This window comes from Bradyrhizobium sp. ERR14, assembly GCF_014198235.1.
Lineage (GTDB): Bacteria > Pseudomonadota > Alphaproteobacteria > Rhizobiales > Xanthobacteraceae > Bradyrhizobium.
The window spans coordinates 56,938-79,248 of record NZ_JACIHD010000013.1 but is presented as its reverse complement, the minus strand read 5'-3'; the positions used below and the strand labels follow the sequence as shown (position 1 = coordinate 79,248).

General features: G+C 65.3%; 20 protein-coding genes and 1 tRNA gene. 10 read left to right on the top strand and 11 right to left on the bottom strand.

Going from position 1 to position 22,311, the window contains the following annotated elements; all coding sequences use genetic code 11:
• Positions 1–64 precede the first annotated feature (64 nt).
• The 3 genes from GGD62_RS28480 to GGD62_RS28470 all read right to left on the bottom strand — a co-directional run bounded on the left by GGD62_RS28480 (position 65) and on the right by GGD62_RS28470 (position 6,947).
• Positions 65–3,370, bottom strand: a complete 3,306-nt coding sequence (locus GGD62_RS28480) for a carboxyl transferase domain-containing protein (protein WP_183711454.1) — start codon at positions 3,368–3,370, stop codon at positions 65–67.
• A gap of 11 nt (positions 3,371–3,381) precedes the next feature.
• Positions 3,382–5,103, bottom strand: coding sequence for an AMP-binding protein (locus GGD62_RS28475; protein ID WP_183711452.1), 1,722 nt, complete (start codon positions 5,101–5,103; stop codon positions 3,382–3,384).
• 161 nt (positions 5,104–5,264) lie between these two features.
• The gene (locus GGD62_RS28470) at positions 5,265–6,947 is read right to left on the bottom strand and encodes a methyl-accepting chemotaxis protein (RefSeq protein ID WP_018317272.1); all 1,683 of its coding nucleotides are present in this window, start codon (positions 6,945–6,947) and stop codon (positions 5,265–5,267) included.
• Between the two features lie 284 nt (positions 6,948–7,231).
• On the opposite strand from GGD62_RS28470, the gene GGD62_RS28465 reads away from it, so the two are divergent.
• Positions 7,232–7,732: a hypothetical protein gene (locus GGD62_RS28465; protein ID WP_018317273.1), complete on the top strand. Its 501-nt coding sequence runs from the start codon at positions 7,232–7,234 to the stop codon at positions 7,730–7,732.
• Between the two features lie 11 nt (positions 7,733–7,743).
• Positions 7,744–8,211 carry a hypothetical protein gene (locus tag GGD62_RS28460; RefSeq protein ID WP_183711450.1) on the top strand — a complete coding sequence of 156 codons (468 nt, stop codon included), beginning with the start codon at positions 7,744–7,746 and terminating at the stop codon, positions 8,209–8,211.
• A 60-nt stretch (positions 8,212–8,271) separates the two neighbouring features.
• Here the strand turns inward: GGD62_RS28460 and GGD62_RS28455 are convergent, their stop codons facing one another.
• Positions 8,272–8,871, bottom strand: coding sequence for a TetR/AcrR family transcriptional regulator (locus GGD62_RS28455; RefSeq protein ID WP_183236884.1), 600 nt, complete (start codon positions 8,869–8,871; stop codon positions 8,272–8,274).
• A 160-nt stretch (positions 8,872–9,031) separates the two neighbouring features.
• On the opposite strand from GGD62_RS28455, the gene GGD62_RS28450 reads away from it, so the two are divergent.
• Positions 9,032–9,409, top strand: a complete 378-nt coding sequence (locus tag GGD62_RS28450) for a tautomerase family protein (protein ID WP_092260671.1) — start codon at positions 9,032–9,034, stop codon at positions 9,407–9,409.
• 76 nt (positions 9,410–9,485) lie between these two features.
• On the opposite strand, the gene GGD62_RS28445 is transcribed toward GGD62_RS28450, so the two are convergent.
• Positions 9,486–10,415: a GTP-binding protein gene (locus tag GGD62_RS28445; RefSeq protein WP_183711448.1), complete on the bottom strand. Its 930-nt coding sequence runs from the start codon at positions 10,413–10,415 to the stop codon at positions 9,486–9,488.
• A gap of 3 nt (positions 10,416–10,418) precedes the next feature.
• Positions 10,419–11,909, bottom strand: coding sequence for an amidohydrolase family protein (locus GGD62_RS28440; RefSeq protein WP_183711446.1), 1,491 nt, complete (start codon positions 11,907–11,909; stop codon positions 10,419–10,421).
• 868 nt (positions 11,910–12,777) lie between these two features.
• Here GGD62_RS28440 and GGD62_RS28435 point away from each other — a divergent pair.
• The 4 genes from GGD62_RS28435 to GGD62_RS28420 all read left to right on the top strand — a co-directional run bounded on the left by GGD62_RS28435 (position 12,778) and on the right by GGD62_RS28420 (position 15,503).
• Positions 12,778–13,041, top strand: a complete 264-nt coding sequence (locus GGD62_RS28435; RefSeq protein WP_179735019.1) for a HigA family addiction module antitoxin — start codon at positions 12,778–12,780, stop codon at positions 13,039–13,041.
• A gap of 221 nt (positions 13,042–13,262) precedes the next feature.
• A complete protein-coding gene (locus GGD62_RS28430) occupies positions 13,263–14,213 on the top strand; it encodes an alpha/beta hydrolase (protein WP_049814827.1) in 951 nt (316 codons plus the stop codon).
• A 217-nt stretch (positions 14,214–14,430) separates the two neighbouring features.
• Complete coding sequence (locus GGD62_RS28425) at positions 14,431–14,901, top strand: aminoacyl-tRNA deacylase (protein ID WP_026201821.1); 471 nt, start codon at positions 14,431–14,433, stop codon at positions 14,899–14,901.
• A gap of 182 nt (positions 14,902–15,083) precedes the next feature.
• Positions 15,084–15,503 (top strand): CBS domain-containing protein, encoded by a 420-nt coding sequence (locus GGD62_RS28420; RefSeq protein ID WP_018317283.1) that lies wholly within the window; start codon positions 15,084–15,086, stop codon positions 15,501–15,503.
• Between the two features lie 285 nt (positions 15,504–15,788).
• Here GGD62_RS28420 and GGD62_RS28415 read toward each other — a convergent pair.
• Both GGD62_RS28415 and GGD62_RS28410 read right to left on the bottom strand, forming a co-directional pair.
• A tRNA-Glu gene (locus GGD62_RS28415) sits at positions 15,789–15,863 on the bottom strand.
• 57 nt (positions 15,864–15,920) lie between these two features.
• Positions 15,921–16,265 (bottom strand): hypothetical protein, encoded by a 345-nt coding sequence (locus GGD62_RS28410; protein WP_028140457.1) that lies wholly within the window; start codon positions 16,263–16,265, stop codon positions 15,921–15,923.
• Here GGD62_RS28410 and GGD62_RS28405 point away from each other — a divergent pair.
• From GGD62_RS28405 to GGD62_RS28395, 3 genes are all read left to right on the top strand, one after another.
• Positions 16,264–17,271, top strand: coding sequence for an RluA family pseudouridine synthase (locus tag GGD62_RS28405; protein WP_183711444.1), 1,008 nt, complete (start codon positions 16,264–16,266; stop codon positions 17,269–17,271). The two genes, GGD62_RS28410 and GGD62_RS28405, sit on opposite strands and share 2 nt — an antisense overlap.
• Before the next feature lie 217 nt (positions 17,272–17,488).
• Positions 17,489–18,388 carry an RNA polymerase sigma factor RpoH gene (gene rpoH / locus GGD62_RS28400; RefSeq protein ID WP_018318222.1) on the top strand — a complete coding sequence of 300 codons (900 nt, stop codon included), beginning with the start codon at positions 17,489–17,491 and terminating at the stop codon, positions 18,386–18,388.
• Between the two features lie 181 nt (positions 18,389–18,569).
• A complete protein-coding gene (locus GGD62_RS28395) occupies positions 18,570–18,911 on the top strand; it encodes a hypothetical protein (RefSeq protein WP_183711442.1) in 342 nt (113 codons plus the stop codon).
• Between the two features lie 59 nt (positions 18,912–18,970).
• Here the strand turns inward: GGD62_RS28395 and GGD62_RS28390 are convergent, their stop codons facing one another.
• The 3 genes from GGD62_RS28390 to GGD62_RS28380 form a co-directional block, all read right to left on the bottom strand.
• Entirely contained in the window at positions 18,971–19,597 is a 627-nt protein-coding gene (locus GGD62_RS28390) for a peptidoglycan recognition family protein (RefSeq protein ID WP_183711440.1), read from the bottom strand.
• A gap of 34 nt (positions 19,598–19,631) precedes the next feature.
• On the bottom strand, positions 19,632–20,843 hold the full coding sequence (locus tag GGD62_RS28385; RefSeq protein ID WP_183711555.1) for a GGDEF domain-containing protein: 1,212 nt from the start codon (positions 20,841–20,843) through the stop codon (positions 19,632–19,634).
• Between the two features lie 646 nt (positions 20,844–21,489).
• On the bottom strand, positions 21,490–22,101 hold the full coding sequence (locus GGD62_RS28380) for a LysE family translocator (protein WP_028140463.1): 612 nt from the start codon (positions 22,099–22,101) through the stop codon (positions 21,490–21,492).
• Between the last annotated feature and the right edge of the window lie 210 nt (positions 22,102–22,311).

Sequence of the window (22,311 nt, the reverse complement as noted above, 5' to 3'; positions counted from 1 at the left end):
GATGTCAATCGGGAACCGGGAACGAGGATGAAGGCACACGGGCTCAGCTATTGCTGCACCGCCGTCACCACGTATCGATGCATGGCCGCTTCTTCCCGGCCCTGGCCGGCGGCTTCGGCACCGAACGGAGTCCGGCCATGATCCAGCGGCGCGTCTCGGCGGGGTCGATGACGTTGTCGATCTCGAACACCGATGCGATCGAGACCGCCTTGCCGTTGGCATAGAGCTCGGCGACCTTGTTGCGGTAATAGGTCTCGCGCTCCTCGGGATCAGTGATCGCCTCCATCTCCTTGCGGAAGCCGAGGCGGACGTAGCCCTCCAGGCCCATGCCGCCGAATTCGCCGGTCGGCCAGGCCGCGGTGAAGAACGAGGCGTGGAAGCCGCCGCCGATCATCGACTGCGCGCCGAGACCGTAGCCCTTGCGCAGCACGATGCCGAACAGCGGCACAGTGAGGCTCGCGCCCGTCACGAACATGCGCGAGACGTGACGCACGATCGCGGTCTTCTCGGCTTCCGGGCCGACCATGAAGCCGGGCGTGTCGCAGAGCGAAACGACGGGCAGGTCGAACGCGTCGCAGAGCTGGAGGAAGCGGGCAGCCTTATCGCCGGCATCGGCATCGATCGCGCCGCCGAGATGGCGCGGATTGTTGGCGATCAGGCCGAACGGCTTTCCTTCGATGCGGATCAGCGCGGTGATCATGCCGACGCCGTAGTCGCGGCGCAGCTCCAGCACGGAATCCTTGTCGGCGACGAGATCGATGACGCTGCGGATGTCGTAGACGCGCAGCCGGTTCTCGGGGATGGCGCGTCGGAGCAGGCGCTGGTCGGCGGCCTCCCACTCCGTCACCGCGCCCTGGAAATAGGACAGATACTTTTGCGCGACGGATGTCGCCTCCTCCTCGTCCTCGACGAGGATATCGATGACGCCGTTCGGCGACTGGAACGAGACCGGGCCGACCTCGGCCGGATGATAGACGCCGAGACCGCCGCCTTCGATCATCGCAGGGCCGCCCATTCCGATCGAGGCGTTCTTGGTGGCGATGATCACGTCGCAGCAGCCAAGCATCGCGGCGTTGCCGGCGAAGCAATAGCCGGAGACGACACCAATCACGGGCACGAGGCCGGAGAGCCTTGCGAATTGCACGAAGGACGGACCGTCGAGCCCGGTCATACCGAGCCGGTCGGTGTCGCCGGGCCGGCCGCCGCCGCCTTCGGCATAGAACACCAGCGGCACGCGCCAGTCTTCCGCAAGGGTCAGCATGCGGTCGATCTTCTTGTGGTTCATGTGGCCCTGCGTGCCCGCGAGCACGGTGTAGTCATAGGCCACAACGATGCAGCGCGCGCCCTCGGGTCCGAACTTCTCGCCATTCACCGTGGCAACGCCCATCACGAGGCCGTCGGCCGGCGTGTTCTTGATGAGATCGTCGAGCTTGCGCCGGCGGCGCTGCGCCGCGATCGCGAGGCTGCCATACTCCATGAACGAGCCGTCATCGACGAGCTGGGCGACGTTCTCGCGCGCGGTGCGCTGGTTGGTGTTGCGGCGGCGCTCGACCGAGGCGGGGCGATTCGCATCCAGCGTGTTCGCCTGGCGGGCAATCAACTCGGCGAGATCGGGCCGGATGTGATCCAGATCGATGTCGGCTTCGGCCGTGGCCCTATCCGCCGCAACGTCGAGCGGCTCGAGATACATGATCGGCTCGCCATGCATCAGCGTGGCGCCGTCGCCGGCGGCGAGCGTCATGACACGGCCGCCCTGCTCGGCCATCACCAGATGCTCCATCTTCATGGACTCGATCACGGCGAGCTGCTGGCCGGGGCGCACGATCTCGCCCTCCTTCACCTGAATGGTGACGATGGTCCCCTGCAACGGTGCGGCGACCATCACCGTGCCTTCAGGCACCACTTGCGCGATGTGCGTCTCGGCACCGTGAACGCCACTTGCTTCGGTTGGCGCAAAATAAAGCCGCTTGGCCGCGCCATCGGCGGCATCGACAAGCTTTGCGATATTGCGATCGATAAAATCGGTCGCGATATGGTTGGTCCTGAAATCAGGATGCGCCAGCACCGCCTGGAGGAAGGCGATGTTGGTGACCACGCCGTCGATCCGGAACTCGCGCAGGGCACGCGATGCCTTCGCGACCACATCATGCCAGGCTTCGCCCGGCGTATGCACGATGACTTTTGCGAGTAGCGAGTCAAAGGCCGCGCTGGTCTTGTAGCCGGCGTAACCAAAACTATCGACACGAACTCCGGGGCCTGACGGGGGTTCGAAAACGGCGAGCACGCCGCCGGTCGGATGCGTCGCGCCCGTCTCGTCCAGCGTTTCCATGTTGACGCGAAGCTGCATGGCATGGCCTCGTGGCTTCGGGATCGAAGCTTGCGCAAAGCCAAGCGAGGCGAGCGTCGCGCCTGATGCGACCGCGAGCTGGGCGCGGACGAGGTCGAGGCCGAGCACTTCTTCGGTGACGGTGTGCTCGACCTGCAGCCGCGGATTGGCCTCGATGAAGGCAAAACTGTCCTCGGCCGTGCCGTCGACCAGGAACTCGAACGTGCCGAGATTGTCGTAAGCCGCCGCCGACGCAAGTTGCTTGGCCGCCTCGATGATGCGGCCGCGCAAGGGATCGCTCAACGACGGGCTCGGCGCCACCTCGATCAGCTTCTGGTGCCGGCGCTGGATGGTGCATTCACGCTCCCAGAGATGAGAGATCGCGCCGTGACGATCGCCGATAATCTGCACCTCGATATGCCGCGCCTGTCGGATCAGCCGCTCGGCATAGACGCCGTCGAAGCCGAAGGCCGCCTTGGCCTCGGACTGGCAGCGCGCATAGGCTTCCGCAAGATCGGATGCGTTCTCGACGACACGCATGCCGCGACCGCCACCGCCGGCCATGGCCTTGATCACGATCGCAGCATGGCTGCCGAGCGAAGCGAAGAACGCCGTGATCTCCTCCAGCGAGGACGGCCCGCTGGTGCCGGCAATGATCGGCACGCCGCAACGCTTTGCCAGTTGCCGCGCCGCGACCTTGTCGCCGAACAATTCGAGCGCCGCCGGCTTCGGTCCGACGAAGGTGAGGCCCACGTCCGCGCACGCCTTGGCGAATGCGGCGTTCTCGCTGAGGAAGCCGTAGCCGGGATGCACGGCATCGCACCCGACGCTTTTCGCCGCCGTCACCACCGCATCGATGTCGAGATAGGCCCGGGCGCCGCGGCCGGGGATTTCGACCGCCTCGTCGGCCACACGCACGTGCAGCGACAGCGCATCATCAATGGGTTGGATCGCAACGGTCGCGATGCCGGCATCGGCCGCCGCGCGCGCGATGCGGATGGCGATCTCGCCGCGATTGGCGATCAGGAGTTTCTTGAACGACATGTCTCTCTCATTCAGACAGCAGCAGGAAGATTCGGATCGAGGTCCTGCTTCTTCACCTTGCCCGTCGCCGTCAGCGGCAGGGCATCGATAATACGCACTTCCGGGATCTTGTAGACGGCCATGCGCTCGGCGCACCAGGCGCGCAGATCTTCCGCAGAGATGGTGCCGACCGCCTCCGGCTTGAGCTGGATATAGGCCACCGGCACCTGGCCCTTGTCAGGATCGTCGCGCCCGACCACGCCCGATCCCAGCACTTTCGGATGCTGGCCGAGCAGCGCCTCGATCTCCGGCGGAAACACGCTCATGCCCTTGACCTTCAGCATCTCCTTGCGGCGGCCGAGGAAGTGCAGAAAACCGTCCTTGTCGATGGTGCCGATATCGCCGGTGCGCAGCCAACCGTCGACGAGCGACTCGGAGGTCGCCTCCGGCTTGTTCCAGTAGCTCTTCAGCAGCGACGGCGTCCGCACGCGGATCTCGCCTTCCGCGCCGAGCGGCAGCAATGCGCCGGTCTCGAAATCGGTGATCTTGAACTCGGCGCCGGGGACCGGCAGGCCGACGAAGATCGGCTGATTGTTGAGGTCGAAATCGTTATCCTGGAAGCCCGCCGTGAAGGTGTTGGAGGTGTGGGTTTCCGTCATGCCCCATGCCGCCTCCATCAGGATCGTGCCGGTCAGACCCTTCCAGCGCTTGCGATAATCGGCGTTGAGCTTCTTGACGAAGGAGACGACGCGGACCTGCTGCAGCGACGACAGGTCGAACTCGCTCCAGCGCGGATGGTCCATCAGCTCGACCGCGCCGTCGACCGGCATCGCGGTGATCGTGACCTTGTACTTGTCGATCGCCGCCATCGCGCCGACGGCATCCCAGCGCGCCAGCAGCACCAGCGTCGCGCCGGAGAACAGCGGGAAGATCAGGCCAAAGTTCTCGCCGGCGATCCAGAATTCCGGAAAGAACGACAGGAACACGCTGCTCTCGTCGGACAGCACCGAGATGCCGTAATTGGCCGCGGCCGTGTACACCATGTCGCGATGGGTATGGACGCAGCCCTTGGGCATGCCCGTGGTGCCGCCGGTGTAGTTGAGCGCGGCAACGTCATCGAGCCCAGGCGGCGGCAGCGGCATAGGCGTGGGCATTGCCGCCAGCGTCGGCAGCAGATCGGTCGCGCCCGGGACCGCAACGCGCGGCGCGCGGATCGAGTCCGGCGTGGGGAACGCGGGCGTTACCGGAATGACATCGGCGAAGCTGGTGACGATGATTTCGCGCAGGCGCACCTCGCCGCGGACCTGCTCGACGACGGGGACGAGCTGGTCGAGCGCCACGATCACATCGGCCTGGGTGTCGTTCAGCTCGTAGGACAGCTCGAACGCGCGCGACAGCGGGCTGATGGGGACATGGATCGCGCCGAGCTTCAAAATGCCGAAGAACACGATGTGGAATTGCGGGCAGTTCGGCAGGAACACGGCGACGCGGTCACCCTTGCTGACGCCCTTGGCTTGCAGCAGCGCCGCAAAACGGTCGCTCTGCCGGTCGAGCTCCGCGTAGGTGGTGACGTGGCCGTAGAAGATGATTGCGGGCCGCTCCGGGCTGCGCTTCGCCCAGGCGCGCAGATATTCCGTCAAGGGAACTTCGCCGTGCAGATAATTCGGCGAACGCGGCATGCCGTTCGGCCAGGCCTTCTCCCACAGGCCACGCAATGTGGCGAGATAATCCTTCTCGTTGAGGCCCGTGCTCATGACGTCTTTCCCGTGTTGCTTTTCTTTTCGAAGGCACGCACGTGCCGTCAATCGACTTCGCTACACGTCGAGCACGGCGGAGGTCATGTCAAGAAAAACAGCATCGGCATCGCGGCCGATGCCGCGACGCGGAAAAAGAAAGTCTCTCGCAGCGCGTTTCGTTACGCTGCGCGCACGCCCGCGACGAAAGCGCTGACCTCGTTTTCGAGCGATTGCAGCTTCTGCGTCAGCCGGCCGCTCGATTGCAGCACGAGGCCTGCGGCTTGGCCGGTCGCCGCGGTCGCGTCGGTGACGCCGGAGATGTTCTGCGAGACCTGATCGGTTCCGGAGGCAGCCTCCTGCACGCTGTGGGCGATCGCCTGCGTCGCGGCGCCCTGCTCCTCGACCGCGGCGGCGATCGACGAGGAGATCTCGTTGACCTCCATGATGGTGGCGCGGATGCTCTCGATGTTGCCGACGACCTGGTTGGTCTCGGCCTGGATCGCGGTGATCTGCGCGCCGATCTCGTCGGTCGCCTTCGCGGTCTGGCTCGCCAGCGACTTCACTTCGCTCGCAACCACCGCAAAGCCCTTGCCGGCCTCGCCCGCGCGCGCCGCCTCGATCGTGGCGTTGAGCGCGAGCAGATTGGTCTGCGAGGCGATCTGGTTGATGAGGTCGATGACCTCGCCGATCTTGTGCGCGGCCGCTGCCAGCCCCTGCACGGTGTCGTTGGTGCGCTGGCCGTCGGCGGCGGCCTTGTCGGCCACCGTCGCGGCCTGTGCGACGCGCTGGCTGATCTCCGAGATCGAGGACGACAGCTGGCCGGCGGCGGAGGCCACCGTCTGCACGTTGCTCGAGGCCTGCTGGCAGGCGGAGGCGACGAAGCTCGCGCGGTCGGTCGCCTTGTCCGCGGTTTCCGACATGCCCTGCGCGGCCTGCTGCATCGCGCGCGCCTCGTTGAAGACGTCGCGGACGACGGCCTGGACGCTCGCCTCGAACTTGCCGGCGAGGTCAGTCATGGCCTTGCGCTTCTCGTCGTCGGCCCTCTGCTTCAGTTCCTGCTGCTCGGCATGCATGCGGCCGACGGCCGAGGCATTGTCCTTGAACACGGCCAGCGCCTTGGCGAGCGCGCCGACCTCGTTGTTGCGGTCGGTATAGGGCACCTCGAACGCGCTGTCGCCGGCGGCAAGCCGCTCGGTCAGCGCGGTGATTTTTGCCAGCGGCCGGGTCACGCTGCGGCCGATCACGAAGGACGCGCCGAGGACCAGGACCAGCACGGCCAGACAGACATAGCCGAACGTCGTCGCGGCCTGGCGGAAGACGGCGTCGACATCGTCGAGATAGATGCCGGTGCCGATGATCCAGCCCCAGGGCGCAAAGCCCTTCACATAGGAGATTTTCCCGACCGGCTGGTCGAAGCCGGGCTTCGGCCAGAGGTAGCCGTAGAAGCCCGCGCCCTGCTTCTTGACGACGTCGACGAAGCCCATGAACAGCGCGTTGCCGGCGGGATCCTTCATGCCGGAGAGATCCTTGCCGTCGAGCTCCGGTTTGATCGGATGCATGACCATCTTGGGGGCCATGTCGTTGATCCAGAAATACTCGACCTTGTCGTAGCGCAGGCTCTTGATCTCGGCGATCGCGGCGGCCTGGGCCTGCTCGCGCGGGAATTTCCCCTCGCTCTCGAGCTTTTGGTAGTGGGCGAGGATGCCGTAGCCGACATCGACCATCTGCTGCGTCTTGGCCTGGCGATCGGCGACCATCTGCGTGCGCAGGGTCGACAAGGCGATCGGTGCCAGGGCGATCATGCCGAGGAGGCTGATGCCGACAATCAGGACCAGCTTGAAACTGATGCGGGAGAAAATCATCGGAGCTCACGAAATTTGGCGGGACAGACATGCCAGATTATCCCGATCCCCTTAGCAAAGCTTTAAGCATTCGGGTTCCCAGGCGGCCGCCGAAGCCCGGCGGCCGCGCACGGTTTTCGCACCCTCGCGGCGCCGCGCCCGTCTTCGAATATAAACCTCTTCAAAACTAGAAGACCTCGATATCGCCCCTGCGAGCGTTGACTTGGAGAGGGCTCCGGCAGAACGATCGATGCAGACAATCAGCGCCAGCTGTGGCGTGAGCGCAGCCAAGGGCCAGAGGTTTCATGCATCAATCGACATCATCAGGATCTCTCGACCTTCCCGCGCTCAGTGCGGCGGAACGGCTCTTCATCTGGGGATTCCGGGCAAAGGCACGCAGCGGAGGCGCCGTTCCGACCGCAGCGGATATCCAGGAGGTGTACGACCATTTCCGCGTGGGCGATGCCGTGCTCTCGCTGGAATCAATCATCGAGATCTTCGCCTGCACGGCCCATACCGCGATCGAAGTGCACTGCCCGACCTGTCCGCGCATGTCGGACAGCGAGCGCGGGATTCTGCAGGCCATCGCCGCGGCCCAACAGGATCGCATCGACATCGTGCGCGAACGATTCGAGAGCTGGCTGCCGCCGGTCGGCGCCGATTGGGCGCTGGCGCCCGTGCGGGGGCTCGCCACGATCTTCCGCATGGCAGGCCTCATTCTGCCCGACCGGCAGGTGCGATCCCTCGACCATGACCGCACCATGGCGATGAAGAGCTGGCTGGTCGGAAGCCCGACATTGCACTGACGAGATCGGTCATGACCCCAGCTATTTGCGCCTCGGTGCCGGACGCCGGCCCATCGCGGCTCTGTCCGCTCCAGGCCGCGCTTGGAGCGCGCCCCTGCGTCGACAGCTACGATGATTTCTGCCGCGTCGCGCTGTCGCTGTTCCGCTTCATCGGGGCGGCCTACACGACCGGCGCCTCCGATTGCTGGGAAGCCGCCTATCGCTTTGCCGACGAGGCGACTGGCGTTGCCGACAGTCCGCTGCTGGTCGCGCGCGTGGCCGCGCTGGTCAGGATCCTGCGCAGCGGCCGGCCGTCCGAACTGTGCTTCATGCCGCCGTCCTGTCGTCGCCTGTCGAAGGACGAGACGGAATTGATGCGATTGCTGGCGGTCGCGCGAAGCAAGCAGCCGGGCGAGCTCGAATCCATCGTCTGCGCGTTCGTCGGCTCGGCCAAGGAAGCCGCGGCAACGCGGGCGGTCAACGCGCTCGCCTTGTGCTGAGGGCTGTTGTTTGCGCATGATCTTTCCGGAAAACCGCTTCACACTTTTCCGGATCATGCGCTAGCCGCCCTTCCTGCCCAGCAGCAGATCGATGGTATGCGCGGCGATCTTGCGCAATTGCGGCTCGTCGCCGAAGGCACGTTCGAGCACGGCGAGACCGCGCGTCACGGTGACGATGTGCAGCGCCGCGGCCGCGGCATTGCCGTTGAACTCGCCGCGCTCGGCGCCTGCCGACAACGTGTCCTGAACCAGTGCTGTGATGCGCGAGATAAGGCCCGCAAATACCTGGCGCGCTTCTTCGTCCAACCCCTCTCCTTCCGCGGCGCCGAGCTCCATCAGGCCGCGCGTGGTCGGACATCCGCGCGGCGGCGTGCCCGAGCGAAAGTTGGTGATGGTCAGATCGAAGAAAGCGGTGAGGCGCTTGCGCAGGCTGCCCGTCCCGAGCGCCTTCTGCAGCGCGAGGAGATAATCCCCCGCATAGCGTTCATAGGCCTGCAGGAACAGCGCTTCCTTGCTGCCGAAGGCGTTGTAAAGGCTGCCGCGCTGGACGCCGGCATCGCGCGCGATGTCCGACAGCGAGGTGCCGCGCACGCCCTTGCGCCAGAACTGGTCGAACGCAATGCGCAGGACATCGTCATGGTCGAATTCGCGCGGCCGCAAGCTCGGCTCCTTTGGGAAGTATTTGACACGACGTCAAGAACATGCTTTCTCGACATCGTGTCAAAAACCAATTGGAATTGATAGCCCGCTTCAACACTGGACCGAACAGCGGCGTACGCATTCGCCTTGCTGGTCGGACCCGCATGCAAAGGGACGCGCGATGCCTCTGCTCCACATCTCGATGCGCGCCGGCAAGCCGCAAGCCTACCGGCAGGCGATTCTCGACGGCCTCTACCGCGCCATGCGCGAGGCGCTGAATGTGCCCGTGGACGACGCGTTCATGGCCATCACCGAGCATGAGCCGGCGAATTTCCGCTGCGGCAATGCCTACGGCGTCGAGCGCAGCGACGACGCGGTGCTGATCCAGATCACCGTGTTCGCCTCGCGAACCCCCGAGCAGAAGAAGGCATTGTATCGCCGGATCGCGGACCTTCTCGGCGAAAGCCCGGGTATCCGGCCCGAGGACGTGTTCGTGAACGTGCTCGATGCCCCCAAGGAGAACTGGTCCGTCGGTCACGGGCTGGCGCAATTCGCGTGAGCTGGGCGGACCTGCCGGTGCCCTGCCGATCGAGGATTGAGGCGCCTGATACGCCCTGCGATCGGCGCGGATTGCCCTACTCGCCTGCAACGCACGCTTCCATGATCTCGTCGAGCTCGGCTTTCGACAGCACCCCGAGTTCGGCGATGAAGACGATCCGTGCGCGCGGCGCCCCCGGCGCGGGCGCATCGCCCGGGGCGAGCGTGGCGCGGCCGGCGGCGAATTGAAACACCATCTGGCGGCCGGGCTGCTCGACCGTCTCGAACAGGCCTTTCGCACGCGCCAGCTTCGGCGCGAGACGGCCGATGGCCTGCTGCAGGCGCGGCAGCGAGATCGGGCGGTCCGAGGTCCAGCTCAGCGTCTCGAAGCGCTCTTCTGCCGGCCGTTTCGGACCCGGATCGCGCGGCGCGGGCGCTCGCTCGACGTTCGCCGGGAATAGCAGCGCGGACGGAATTTCGCCATGCCGCGCATCGACCACCACGGCGGGAAGGCGCAAGGCGCGGATGGCCCGACGCATCCGCGCGCCCGCGCCCTCGTCCGCCAGATCCAGCTTGGTCAACGCCACGATATCGGCGACGCGGAGCTGCGAACGCTGGAGCGCATCCTCAAACGCGGCCGGCGGTGTCGCGGCGTCGATCACGCACAGCACCGTCTCCAGCGGCGCCTCGCGCAGGATCACGGGGTCCATCAGATTGCGGACGATGTCGGTGGGATCGGCGACGCCGCTGGTCTCGATGACGATGTGTTCGGGCTTCGGATCGCGCCGCAGCAGCGTCGAGAGCGTGCGCAGCAGATCGCCTTCGAGCGAGCAGCAGATGCAGCCATTGGCGAGGCTGACCACGCCGTCGCTGGCGCCCGCGATCAGCTCCGCATCGATGTTGATGGCGCCGAAATCGTTGACGATCGCGGCGATCCGCCGTCCCTCCGCATGCGCCAGGAGATGGTTCACGACCGTGGTCTTGCCCGCCCCCAGAAAGCCCGTCACCAGGAGAATGGGGACCGGCACGGGTCAGCCCCCGACCACGGGGCGGCGCACCGGCTGACCCGGACGCGCCGCGAGGTCCAGCACGCCGTCGCTGATCAGCATCTGGCCGCTGACCACGAGATGCCGCACGCCTTCGGACGGACGGTTCATCGCCGTGAAGGTCGCGCGGTCCGAGAGTTTTTCGTAGTCGAACACGACGATGTCGGCGTCCGCGCCCTTCGTTAGCCGGCCCTTGGCGCGCATCGCCGGCGTGCTCTGCGACAGGATTTCCGCCGGGATCAGCGCGCATTTGCGCACGCCTTCGAGCAGCGACACGGTCTTGCGCTCGCGCACCCATTCGCGGATGAAGCGGGTGAAGCAGCCGGCCGAGCGCGGATGCGAGGTGGCATCGTCAGGCAGCGGCCAGGCATCGCCGGTGTAGGTCTTGCCGTCCGACGTCGTCCACGGCATCGCATCGGACGCGATCGCACCGCCGGGATACAGCACCGACATGTCGAGCAGGTCGCGGTGATGCGAATTGTTCTCGATGTCGAGAATATGCCAGAGCACCAGCGAGGACGGCTCTTCGGCCTGCGCCTTCAGGAGCTCCTCGCGGTCGTGGAAGCGATAGCCGTCGGTCACGCGCTGCACCGAATCGTAGCCGGTGCCATTGCGTTCGACGAATTCGGGGTCGCTGAAGAAGGCGGCGGCCAGCACGGTCGAACCGGTGCCGTAAGGATAGGCCTCGACCGTGATGGGCAGGCCCTGCGCCTGCGCTTTCGCGATCAGCACGCGGCAACGCTCGACGTCGGTCTTGCTCGACGAGTTGAAATGGCAGATGTGCATGTGCGCGCCGGTGGCGCCGGCATAGCCGATCAGACGGATATAGGCCTCCACCGCGCTCTCGGGGTCGATGCGCGACATGAAGGCGACATGGGTGAAGGTCGGCACGTCCTTGGCGGCGGCGAGCTGGCAGACCGCGGTCAGCTCCTGCACGCCGGCGCCCGGCGCATAGGCATTGAGGATGCCGATACCGATGCCGCCTTCATCGAGACCGCGCCCGAGACGCTCGAGAATGCCGGCGACCTCCGCATCACTCGCCACGTTGTCCATCCAGCGGCGGTCGCGCATGGCGTTGCCGAACGCCTCCAGCGAACTCTCCGCATTGGAGCCGGTCATTGCGCCGATGCGCGCAAACGCCCAGTTGGTGGCGGCGCCGTAGTTCAGCACGCGGCCTTTTCTCGCCTGACGCTCGTACCAGGACCCGACCGGCAGCACGCCGGCCTCGAGATCGAGCGTCGTCGTCACCCCATCGAACGCCTGCATGCGGTCCGCCGGGATCGATTGGCCGTGGGCGTGCAGGTCGATGAAGCCGGGGGCGACCACGAGCCCGGTCGCGTCGATCACGCGCTCGGCGCCGCCAAGGCCCGTGCCGACCGCGGCGATCCTGCCGTCCACCACCGCCACGTCGCCGACGGCGTCCATCCCACTCGCGGGATCCACCACCCGGCCGCCAGAGATCACCAAGCCGCTCATATCGTCACTCCCTCCACCTCGAAATCGCATCAAGGCAGATTCCGGAAGCGACGACCACCTCCACTGAAGCCGACGCAGCATGCTCGCACGGAAGGTCATTTCGCAGGCAACCCGCGGACGCGCGCCCGCGTCCTCGCGGCATGTTTTGCCCGAGTGATGCTGCTCTCCTCACCCTCTCGAAGGAAAGGGCGCAGGAAAGGCCGGGCGCCGGCTGGCACCCGTAAAGACCCCCGTGCTGAACAGATTGCACACGCAATGCACAGGGGAGACACAGGGCAGCCGAAACCAGGCCTTCCCTGCGCGATGGTCTGACGGCCAATATGCCGCGCTCTCCCGGGAGCCGAACTTTCCTTCTGGCCTCCCTCGCCCCGCGAATTGGATGATGCAGTCTGCCCGGTTGGGCTCGCTCGCATCTCCGCGAAAGGCTTGACCGTAGCAACGACGGCCAGGACCACACGGTTTTGCCGTACGCAGGCCATCCGGCTTCGCCAAGAGGCTCCGCCGGACATGGGCGCCGTTCGTCTTCGCAGGTCACGCATGCTCACGAGGTTCTCTCGCCCTGCACACGCAAGCTCCGCCTTAACGCCGCCCGCGTCCACCGCAACTCCCAGCCCGCGCTCGAAACGACGTACGACCGCCCCTTTGGTGGGCTGGAATGGCCGACACATACGACAAATCCGAATTTCGGTAAAGTGGAATATTTTTGTGGAGAGGGGTTGACAGAACTTTGGCCTGTTTCGCTTGACGGGCGCCGATCGATCTGTGGCACGCCTCGAATGCACGGTCCCGTCTTGAGAAGCAAACGGCCGGCGAGTAACCTCCGTGGTCTCCGGTCGGCCGCCCGTGGCCGACCAAAAGGAGTACGCAGATGGCAAGGAAACTCCCGCCGATTCATCCGGGAGAAATCCTACGGAAAGAATTTCTCGTTCCGCTGAAGTTGACGCCCTACGCGGTCGCGGCGGCTCTGAACGTGCCACGCACTCGGATCGAGCGCCTTGCGCGCGAAGAAAAACCCGTCACGGCCGACACTGCGCTGCGGCTCGGAAAGTTCTTCAAGACAGGCGCCGCGCTCTGGATGAACATTCAGACCCGCTTCGACCTCGAAACGGCAGAGGACGTGCTCGCACCTTAGATCTAGAAAATTACGTCCTACGAGGCCGTTTGAGAGTGCGCCATGACTTGAACCCGCCGCGAACCGGCTCCGCCGTCTTCTCGCCTGCATTGTCATTCAGTGAGCTAGGCGGGGCGGCGTGAGGTGGGCAAAGTTCCCAAAGGTTCCCAGTGATCGTCCGACGTCCTCTGCAACGCGACTCCCGTCATTCCGTTTCGCGCCGCGCTTTCCTCGGCGGACTTATGTCGGCAGGGAGCGCCCTCGCGCTCGGCGGATGCGCCGGCCTTGGTGCGACCGGCGCGCGCTTCGACGCCTCGTCCCTCTCCGTTGACCCGACCGTGCTTGTCACCACCACGCGCAAGCCCGTCAACGGCGCCCGTGCCAAACCATGGTTTGGGCCGGAACGCGCGACGGCCATGACGGTCGCGCGGGCCAAGCTTGCGGCGCCGGACGAAAGCCGTCTTTCCCTCGCCTCCGTTGGACTTGGCGATTGGCGCCTTGATCGGGTCGAACCGGTGCCGGACGCTGGCGATCTTGCTGCGCAAGCCGGGACAGGAGACGTGCTGATCTATGTGCACGGCTTCAAGCAGACATTCGAGACGGCCGTGCTGGACGGCGCCCATCTCTCCGACGGGATCAAGTTCCGCGGCCGGACCATGGTGTTCTCCTGGCCCTCCAAGGCCGGCCTGTTCGACTACGCCTATGACCGCGACAGCGCGATGTGGTCGCGCGACGATTTCGAACGCGTACTCTCTGCGCTGGTGTCGGCGCCAAGTGCCGGCCGCGTGCACATCGTCGCCCACAGCATGGGAACCATGCTGACGCTCGAAAGCCTGCGTCAGCTCCATGCGCGATACGGCGACACCGTGACGAGCAAGATCGGCGCGGTCGTGTTTGCCGCGCCTGATATCGACATGGACGTGTTCTCGTCGGCGATCCAGCGCATCGGCCCGCTGGCCGGCAAGATCACCGTGATCGCCGCGACGAACGATCGCGCACTCGCGCTGTCGGGACAGCTCGCAGGTGGCATGACGCGGGTCGGCGCGGCCGAGAAAGCGGTCATCGCGCGGCTCGGCGTGCGTGTGGTCGATGCCTCCCAGGAAGGCTGGGGCATCATCAACCACGATCTGTTCCTGTCGAATTCGGAGGTGCAGAAGGTGATCCGCCGCTCGATCGACGGCACGACGGCGTGAGAGAGTGGCTGTGCCGAGCCATGCGCGAAGCTTGCCCCTGAGTGCCAGTCTCGACCGATGGCGCTCCGCGCAGAAGAAAACCGCGAACGCTGAATTGCAGCTTGCGGATGGAAGACCTATGTTGGGTCTCTAGTCAGGCAGCCGCCCATCGTATGGCGAGAGTCTGCAGGGTCGACCTCGCGGTGGATGGTTTGCATTCCGCATCGGAGGTGATGCCATGGCCATTGCTCCCACGCTCCAGAAATACCTCGCCGCTGAGAACATCCAGTACGAGGTGATCCCGCACGAACTCAGCATGACGTCCGCTCGAACGGCCGAGGCATGCCATATCTCGGGCGACCGCCTCGCCAAGGGCATCGTGTTGCGGCGCGACGGCGGATACATGCTGGCCATCCTGCCCGCATCGCATCACCTCCGTCTGTCGGACCTGAGGACAAGCCTCGGCGACAATGTCCAAATGGCCAATGAAACCGAGGTCAATCGGCTGTTCAGCGACTGTGCACACGGCGCGGTTCCCGCCGTCGGCAAATGCTACGGATTGGAAATGATCATCGACGACAGCATCGAGGCACAGCCAGACATCTATATGGAAGCCGGCGATCATGAGACGCTGCTCCATATGGGTCACGCGCAGTTTGCGCGCCTGACGGCCAACGCCCCGCACGGGCGCTTCAGCGCGCATGACTGAGGTTTTGTAGACCGCCGATTGCCGTTGCGATCCTGGGCGGGAACTCTGGCCGTGAGGTCGCCGTCATACTGTTCCGCGGGGTGGCGGCGAGAGTGTCTGCGCTTGTCTGGTCGGAGTTCGGAAGATTGGGGGTGCCGTTGCATTGCATCAACGCACTTGAAACCCACGAACGGAGGCTCGCCATGAAAGTCAAAGACGTGATGCACAAGGGTGTCGACTGGGTCAGCCCCAACACCCCAATCACCGAGATTGCCAAACTGATGCGGGCGCATGACATCGGCTGCATTCCGATTGGCGAGGATGACAAGCTGGTCGGAATGGTGACCGACCGCGATATCGTCTGCAAAGGGCTCGCGAGCCACAGCTTTGATGCCGGCCGCGCGACGGCAAGCGACGTGATGACCGAGGGCATCCATTGCTGCCGCGAGGACGATGACCTCGCCAAGGCGATGCATCACATGGAGAAGCTGCAGGTCCGCAGGCTGCCGGTGATCAACAAGAGCAAGCGGATGGTCGGCATCATCAGCCTGGGCGACGTCGGCCATTCCGCGTCCGGTGATATGCTCACCGAGACCGTCAGGAGCATTTCGGCGCATCACTGAACTTGCGGCCAGGACTTGCGGCCAGGGCTCTCTCGCGATCGCCGCTCAAACAGGCGTTGAGGGGAGCCCGAGCCACGCGCTCGTCATGCAACCATCGCGCGGCACAGAAGCGACGGCGCGATGTGGCTTACTTTGCGCCGGCGTGAATGTCAGGGTCGGGCTCACTCGATCGCTTCATCAGCGTCGACGCTGCGGCGGGCAACCTATGACCAAGCCAGATCGCGCGGCCGGACCGGGCCGCCGTCGGATGGGGTCGCAGCAAAAAGTCGAGGAATATCGCGGATTTGGCGCTCCCTAGGGGAATCGAACCCCTGTTTCAGCCTTGAGAGGGCCGCGTCCTAACCGCTAGACGAAGGGAGCGTGAGGGCTAGCCAATAGCCTCGAAATTTGTCCGCCGCAAGGACCCCGAGGAGCCTTTTACGGCTCATTGGCGAATTTCAGCCGCCCGGCCGGCTTGAGCGTGTGGGCGTCGAAGGTGCGGATCTCGATGACGCCGCCGACATCCAGGCTGACCACGAGGCGGTCGCCGGCGAGGCCGGTCGAGACGATTTTGGCGCCCTTCGGCAGGATGGCGGTGACGTCACTGGCCGCCTCGGCCGCCCTTCCCTCCGACTTGAAAAGGCGGTAGCCCACCGCGATCAGCACGGCGCAGATCGCCAGCGCCGTGGTCAACCCCGCGATCAGCATCATCCGCCGCACCCGCGCGAACAGCGCGGCCTGCTCGGGGCTCGGTTCGGGAACAGCGGTATCAGTCGTCGTCATGGAAAATTTTGGCTCTGCGCAAAGGTTGGAGGTTGTCGTCGCCGGCAACGAGGGGTCGGCCCGGCTCGACCGCGTGCTGGCGGCACACCTCACCGACCTGTCGCGATCGCGGCTGAAAGCTCTGATCCTGGCGGGCGCGGTGAGCCTGAAGGCCTCCGCGGTCCGCGACCCCGCTTATCACGTCACATCCGGCGATACGATCATAATCGACGTGCCGGAGGCGGCCCCGCCGGAGCCGAAGGGGGAGGATATCGCCCTCGATATCGTGTTCGAGGACGATGACATCGTCGTCCTCAACAAGCCGAAGGGGCTGGTGGTGCACCCCGCGGCCGGCCACGAGACCGGTACGCTGGTGAACGCGCTGATCGCCCATTGCGGCTCTTCGCTGTCGGGCATCGGCGGGGTGCGCCGGCCCGGCATCGTGCACCGACTCGACAAGGACACCACAGGGCTGATGGTGGTCGCCAAGAACGACCTCGCCCATGCCTCGCTGACCGCGCAATTCGCCGACCACGGCCGCACCGGCGCGATGCGCCGCGGCTACATGGCCTTTGCCTGGGGTGTGCCGGGCCGCCATCGCGGCACCGTCGACGCGCCGATCGACCGCCATCCGCATGCACGCGAGAAGATGGCGGTGCGCCAGGGCGGCCGCGAGGCGGTGACGCATTGGGAGATTCTGGAGAGTTTTAACGGACGCGACGGCAAGCCGATCGCGACGCTGCTCGCCTGCGAGCTCGAGACCGGGCGCACCCACCAGATCCGCGTCCACCTCGCTCATATCGGCCATCCCCTGATGGGCGATGCCGTCTATGGCCCGCATTTCAAGACCAAGGCGAACCAGCTGGCGCCCTCGTCGCAGGCCGCTCTGGCCGCGCTTGGGCGGCAGGCCCTGCATGCGTATTTGCTGGTATTGGAGCACCCGAGGACCGGAGAATTACTCCACTGGGAGGCGCCTCTGCCGGAGGATTTGCTTCTCCTCCAGAGCACCCTGAAAGCGGCGGTATGACGCAGGCCCTTTAAGAAAAGCGTTACATTACAAAAGATTATAGCTGCCACACGGGGTCGTGACGTCAGCAATCCTTCCCTTTTTGCCCCCCCATGGGGTATATTGCGGCTGCGTTGGAAATGACCAACGGAACATCGCAGCTACGGCCGGCTTTAACACAGCGGTCGTCTGCCTGGCCCGCCGCTATCGGGGGCCTGAACCTTTGGAGGGCTTCAGTATGGCCCGTACCGCTGCTTTGCCGGTCCTCAATGGAGAATCCGGCCTTTCCCGTTACCTCGCCGAGATCCGCAAGTTCCCGATGCTGGAACCCCAGCAGGAATACATGCTCGCCAAGCGTTGGCGCGAGCATGACGATCGCGACGCGGCGCACCAACTCGTCACCAGCCACCTCCGGCTCGTGGCCAAGATCGCCATGGGCTATCGCGGCTACGGCCTGCCGATCTCCGAGGTCGTCTCGGAAGGCAATGTCGGCCTGATGCAGGCGGTGAAACGTTTCGAACCCGAGAAGGGGTTCCGTCTCGCCACCTATGCGATGTGGTGGATCAAGGCGTCGATTCAAGAGTACATTCTGCGTTCCTGGTCGCTCGTGAAGATGGGCACCACCGCGAACCAGAAGAAGCTGTTCTTCAACCTGCGCAAGGCGAAGAGCAAGATCAACGCGCTGGACGAGGGCGATCTGCGTCCCGACCAGGTGAAGATCATTGCCAAGCGCCTCGGCGTCACCGATCAGGACGTGATCGACATGAACCGCCGCCTCGGTGGCGACGCGTCGCTCAACGCACCGATCCGCGACGACGGCGAAGCCGGCGAATGGCAGGACTGGCTGGTCGACAATACGCCCAACCAGGAAGCCATGCTGGCCGAGCACGAGGAGTACGACGAACGCCGTGACGCGCTGAACGGCGCCATGGGCGTGCTCAACCCGCGCGAACGCCGCATCTTCGAGGCGCGCCGCCTCGCCGATGAGCCGATGACGCTGGAAGACCTTGCTGCCGAGTTCGGCGTGTCGCGCGAGCGCGTCCGCCAGATCGAGGTCCGCGCCTTTGAGAAGGTGCAGTCCGCGGTCAAGGGCACGATCGCAAGGGCCGAACAGGCCGCGCTGGAAGCCGCGCACTAAGCGGGGCGTTGCCGCGGCAAGAGATTGGCGGATCGAGAAAGAGAAAAAGCCGGCGGCAACGCCGGCTTTTTTGTTGGGTGAGCTGCGGCAGCTTCGCGAAGCTGGCGGGGCACCTTGAACGCCTATGACGGGTCGCCCGACACATGATGGTCGGATCACATCACAAGAACGGACACGCACCATGTCGATCATCCTGCAATCCACCGTCGGCGGCTTCTCTCCCCAGTTCATGCGCAAGCTGCCGCTGGTCGAGCAGGCGATGCGCGAGCACGGGCTCGAGCCGTCGGAGTTCGTGATCTCCAAGGACTATGCAGGCACGGCGACGATCCCGCTGATGGGGCCATTCTTCTTCAGTTACAGCGTGTTCTTCGGCGAGGAGACATTCACCGTCACCGAGCCGAACGACATGGTGTTTCTGGATTACTTCTTCAAACGCGTGCTGGCGGTCGATGATCCGCCGGAATTGCCGCGGCGGCCGGGATTGATGCGACAGTTCTTCGGCTGGATGGCGCAGGCGGTGTAGCCAATCCGGGCCGCCGGTCGTTCACCTCGCCCCGCTTGCGGGGAGAGGGAGCGCACCTCCTACTCCCCCCACATCCTCGCCAGCGTCGCGAGCCAGCAGCCTTCGCAATAGCGCGCGTCCTTGTAGTCGATCCAGTTGTGGGCATAGACGCGGTCGAGCGGGATGTCGTAGCGCGCGCGCAGGACCTGAACGAGCACGCGCCACGCCGCGACCTGCGCGTCGGTCGGACCGGTCGTCACATCAGGATAGTTGCCGGCGAACTCGACGCCGATCGAATTGTCGCGCACGACCTGGCGATAGGTCGCGCTGTTGTCGATGTACTTGCTGTCGTTGCGGTTGGCGCCGTCGCCATGGGTCGGCACCAGGTTTTCCGCGACCGCCCAATAGACCGTGCCGTCGGTTTCCACCCACACGGTGACGCCGCGCCGCGTCGGGGTCTTCGCTTGCGCTTGCGCTCCGCCGCGCGCCGAGCCCGCCGGTCCTTCGGTCTGGTGCACGATGATGTTGCGCCAGGGGTTTGCGCTCCGGACGTCACCCCATGGCGCCAGCCAGACCAGCTTCAGGCCGGGAATGTCGGGCGTGCCGGAGGCGCGTGCGAGCTTTGCGAGCTCGGCATCCTCGGCAGCGGCGGGGGCGATCAGAAAGAAAACGGCCAGAACGGCCGCAAGCAGGCGAACGATCATCATGCGGGTCCAACGAAGACCGCAACCTAGCATGGCCTCAAGCGAAATGGCGCGCGGTCTCGCCCCGGCCGATCGGCTCAGGCGAGAGCGGCGGCGACGGATCGTAGACGGCAAAATCGTTCTTGCCGTTCTTCTTGGCGGCATAGAGGGCGTGGTCGGCATTGGCCATCAGGCGATCCGGGAATTCGCCGATGCCGCGATCCCACTGCGCGACGCCGATCGAGATCGCGATCGGGATCTCGCTGCCGGTGCAGGCCTCGGCATCCTGACGGCAGACCTCGAGCACGCGGCGGGCGATCGCGGCGGCCTCGCGCAAGGACGAGGACGGCAGCACGACGCAGAACTCATCGCCGCCGGTGCGGGCCAGCATGTCGCCCGGCCGGAGCCGCGTCTGGGCCATCAGTGTGAAGTGCTGCAGGCAGGCATCGCCGGCGGCATGGCCGTGGGTGTCGTTGATGGTCTTGAAGCCGTCGAGATCGATCACCAGCAGCGAGAACGGCGCACCGCTGCGCTCCGAGCGGGCGCATTCCTCGGTCAGGCGCTGCAGCAGATGCCGCCGGTTGGCGACGCCGGTGAGATCGTCGAGCAGCGCGAGGTCGGCGACCTCGCCCCGCAGCCGGTCCATCGCCATCAGCAGGAAGCCGAAATTGAGCGTCATCGACAGGAACAGCAGCCCCAGCACCATCACGGCATGGGTCTGGCCGCCGGCCTTCGCCGAGAGATCGTGGCCGAGCAGATTGCCGATCGTGCGGGCAATGAGGATCGCGATGATGGTGAGGATGACGATGCCGGACAGCCGCGCGCCCGGGCTGACGCGCCCTTCAGGCGGCGACAGCAGCAGGCGCAGCGCCAGCACCAGCGGCAGGGCCTGACCGAGCGTGTAGCTGAGCATGCGCAGCTGCATGTGCTCGAAGCCGACCATGAAGACCACGACGCCGGCAAGGCTCAAGCCTCCCGTCGCCGTCATCAGGCGCCATGAGACGGGCCGGCCATAGAAGCGCTGAATGCCCATCGCGGCGAGGCAGCTCGCGGCGATGACACCGGCCGCGCCGAGCAGAAGCGGGAGGGGAGACGCGACGAACAGGCGCACCAGCGCCGTCATCGCGCCGATCGCGCCGACGAAGGACGATGCCATCCAGAACCGCGCGGCGGCGAATTTCGGATAGGAGCGCGTCACGTAGGCCCAGATCACGCCGAGCGCCAGGAAGTTTACGACGAATACGGTCCAGAGCGTCGGTACGTTCAGCATGACGCGTGCGGCATGCGCAGCGTCGCGCCCCCCGTCCCTGGCAGCCGTCCGTCCATGACCCATCCCCGTTTTCTTGCGGAGAAGAATGCGGCCTTCGCGCTTAATGGAGTCTCACCGCGTTCCGGCAAAACGCGCCTTTGGTTTTGGATTCATGAACGGCGCCGCTCCGTTGTCGGATCGTTAGGGATGTCGGCGGCGACGCCGCTTCGACGCCGCGATGCGGATTCGCGCACCAAAATCACCCGAAAATGCATCTGAGCTGTGGATAACGCGATGACACGGATGTGACAGCGCGGGGCAGGAAGGCGCGAATCTGCTGAGTTTGTCGTCGAGGATGTTGCGAGGCTGGCCCTCCGCCGAGCATCCCTCGTGTCGCGTTCCACCATTAACCCTTAAGAGGATCCTATGGCTAAGAAAGCGAAGAAGGCGACGAAGAAGAAGGCGAAGAAGGCCAAGAAGGCGAAGAAGAAGTAACGAGGCTTGTTCTTTGCCCGGGTGGAGCTTGCTCCGCCCGGGCGTCGGGTCAGCGTTGAGAGAGTGTGAAGGTGGCGGGCGCGAGGCCCGCTTTTTTATTGGACGCTTGATCGTCCCCGCTCAGCTCTATCCCGCACTCGCCCCGTGCTTACGGGTAGATGTGAAGCAGAAGCTACCTCTCCGCAAAGGCCAGCTTGGCGCCGAGCGCGGCGAAACCAGCGGCGAAGCTGCGGCGCAGCCAGGCCATGATGCGCGGGCGGGAGATGACGTGCTCGCGCACCGAGGCGGCGCAGAGGCCGTAGACCACGAACACCGCAAGGGTCATCGCCATGAAGGCGCCGCTCAATTCCAGCATGCGCGCCAGCACATGGGCTTCGTCCGCGGCGATGAACTGCGGCAGGAAGGCGAGGAAGAAGATCGACAGTTTTGGATTGAGGATGTTGATCAGAAAGCCGGTGACGATGACGCGGCCGACCGAACGCTCGCGGATCTCGCCCTCGACCGCCAGCGCACCTTGCTCGCGCAGCGCCTGCCAGGACATGTAGAGCAGATAGAGCACCCCGCCCCATTTCAGCGCGGCAAAGGCGAGCGCGCTGGTGTGGAGCACGGCGGCGAGCCCGAGCATGGCCGCCATCATGTGCGGCACGATCCCGAGCGTGCAGCCGAAGGCGGCCGCGAGACTGGCACGCGAGCCGCGCGTCAGCGCCGCAGCCAGGGTGTAGAGCACGCCGGTGCCGGGCGAGGCGACGACGATGAGCGAGGTGAGCAGAAAGGACCAGGACATGAGCGGACGCTAGCACCCGGCATCGCGGCGGGGAAGTCAGGTCTCGGGCCTTCAGTCTCTGACCGTCACCCTGAGGTGCTCGTCCGCTTGGCCGAGCCTCGAAGGGCGACGGCCCGGCTGCGTCTCGGCCGTGCATCCTTCGAGGCTTCCCATCGGGCGCTTTGCGCCCGATGCCTCGCACCTCAGGATGACGGATTTGATAGCGAAACC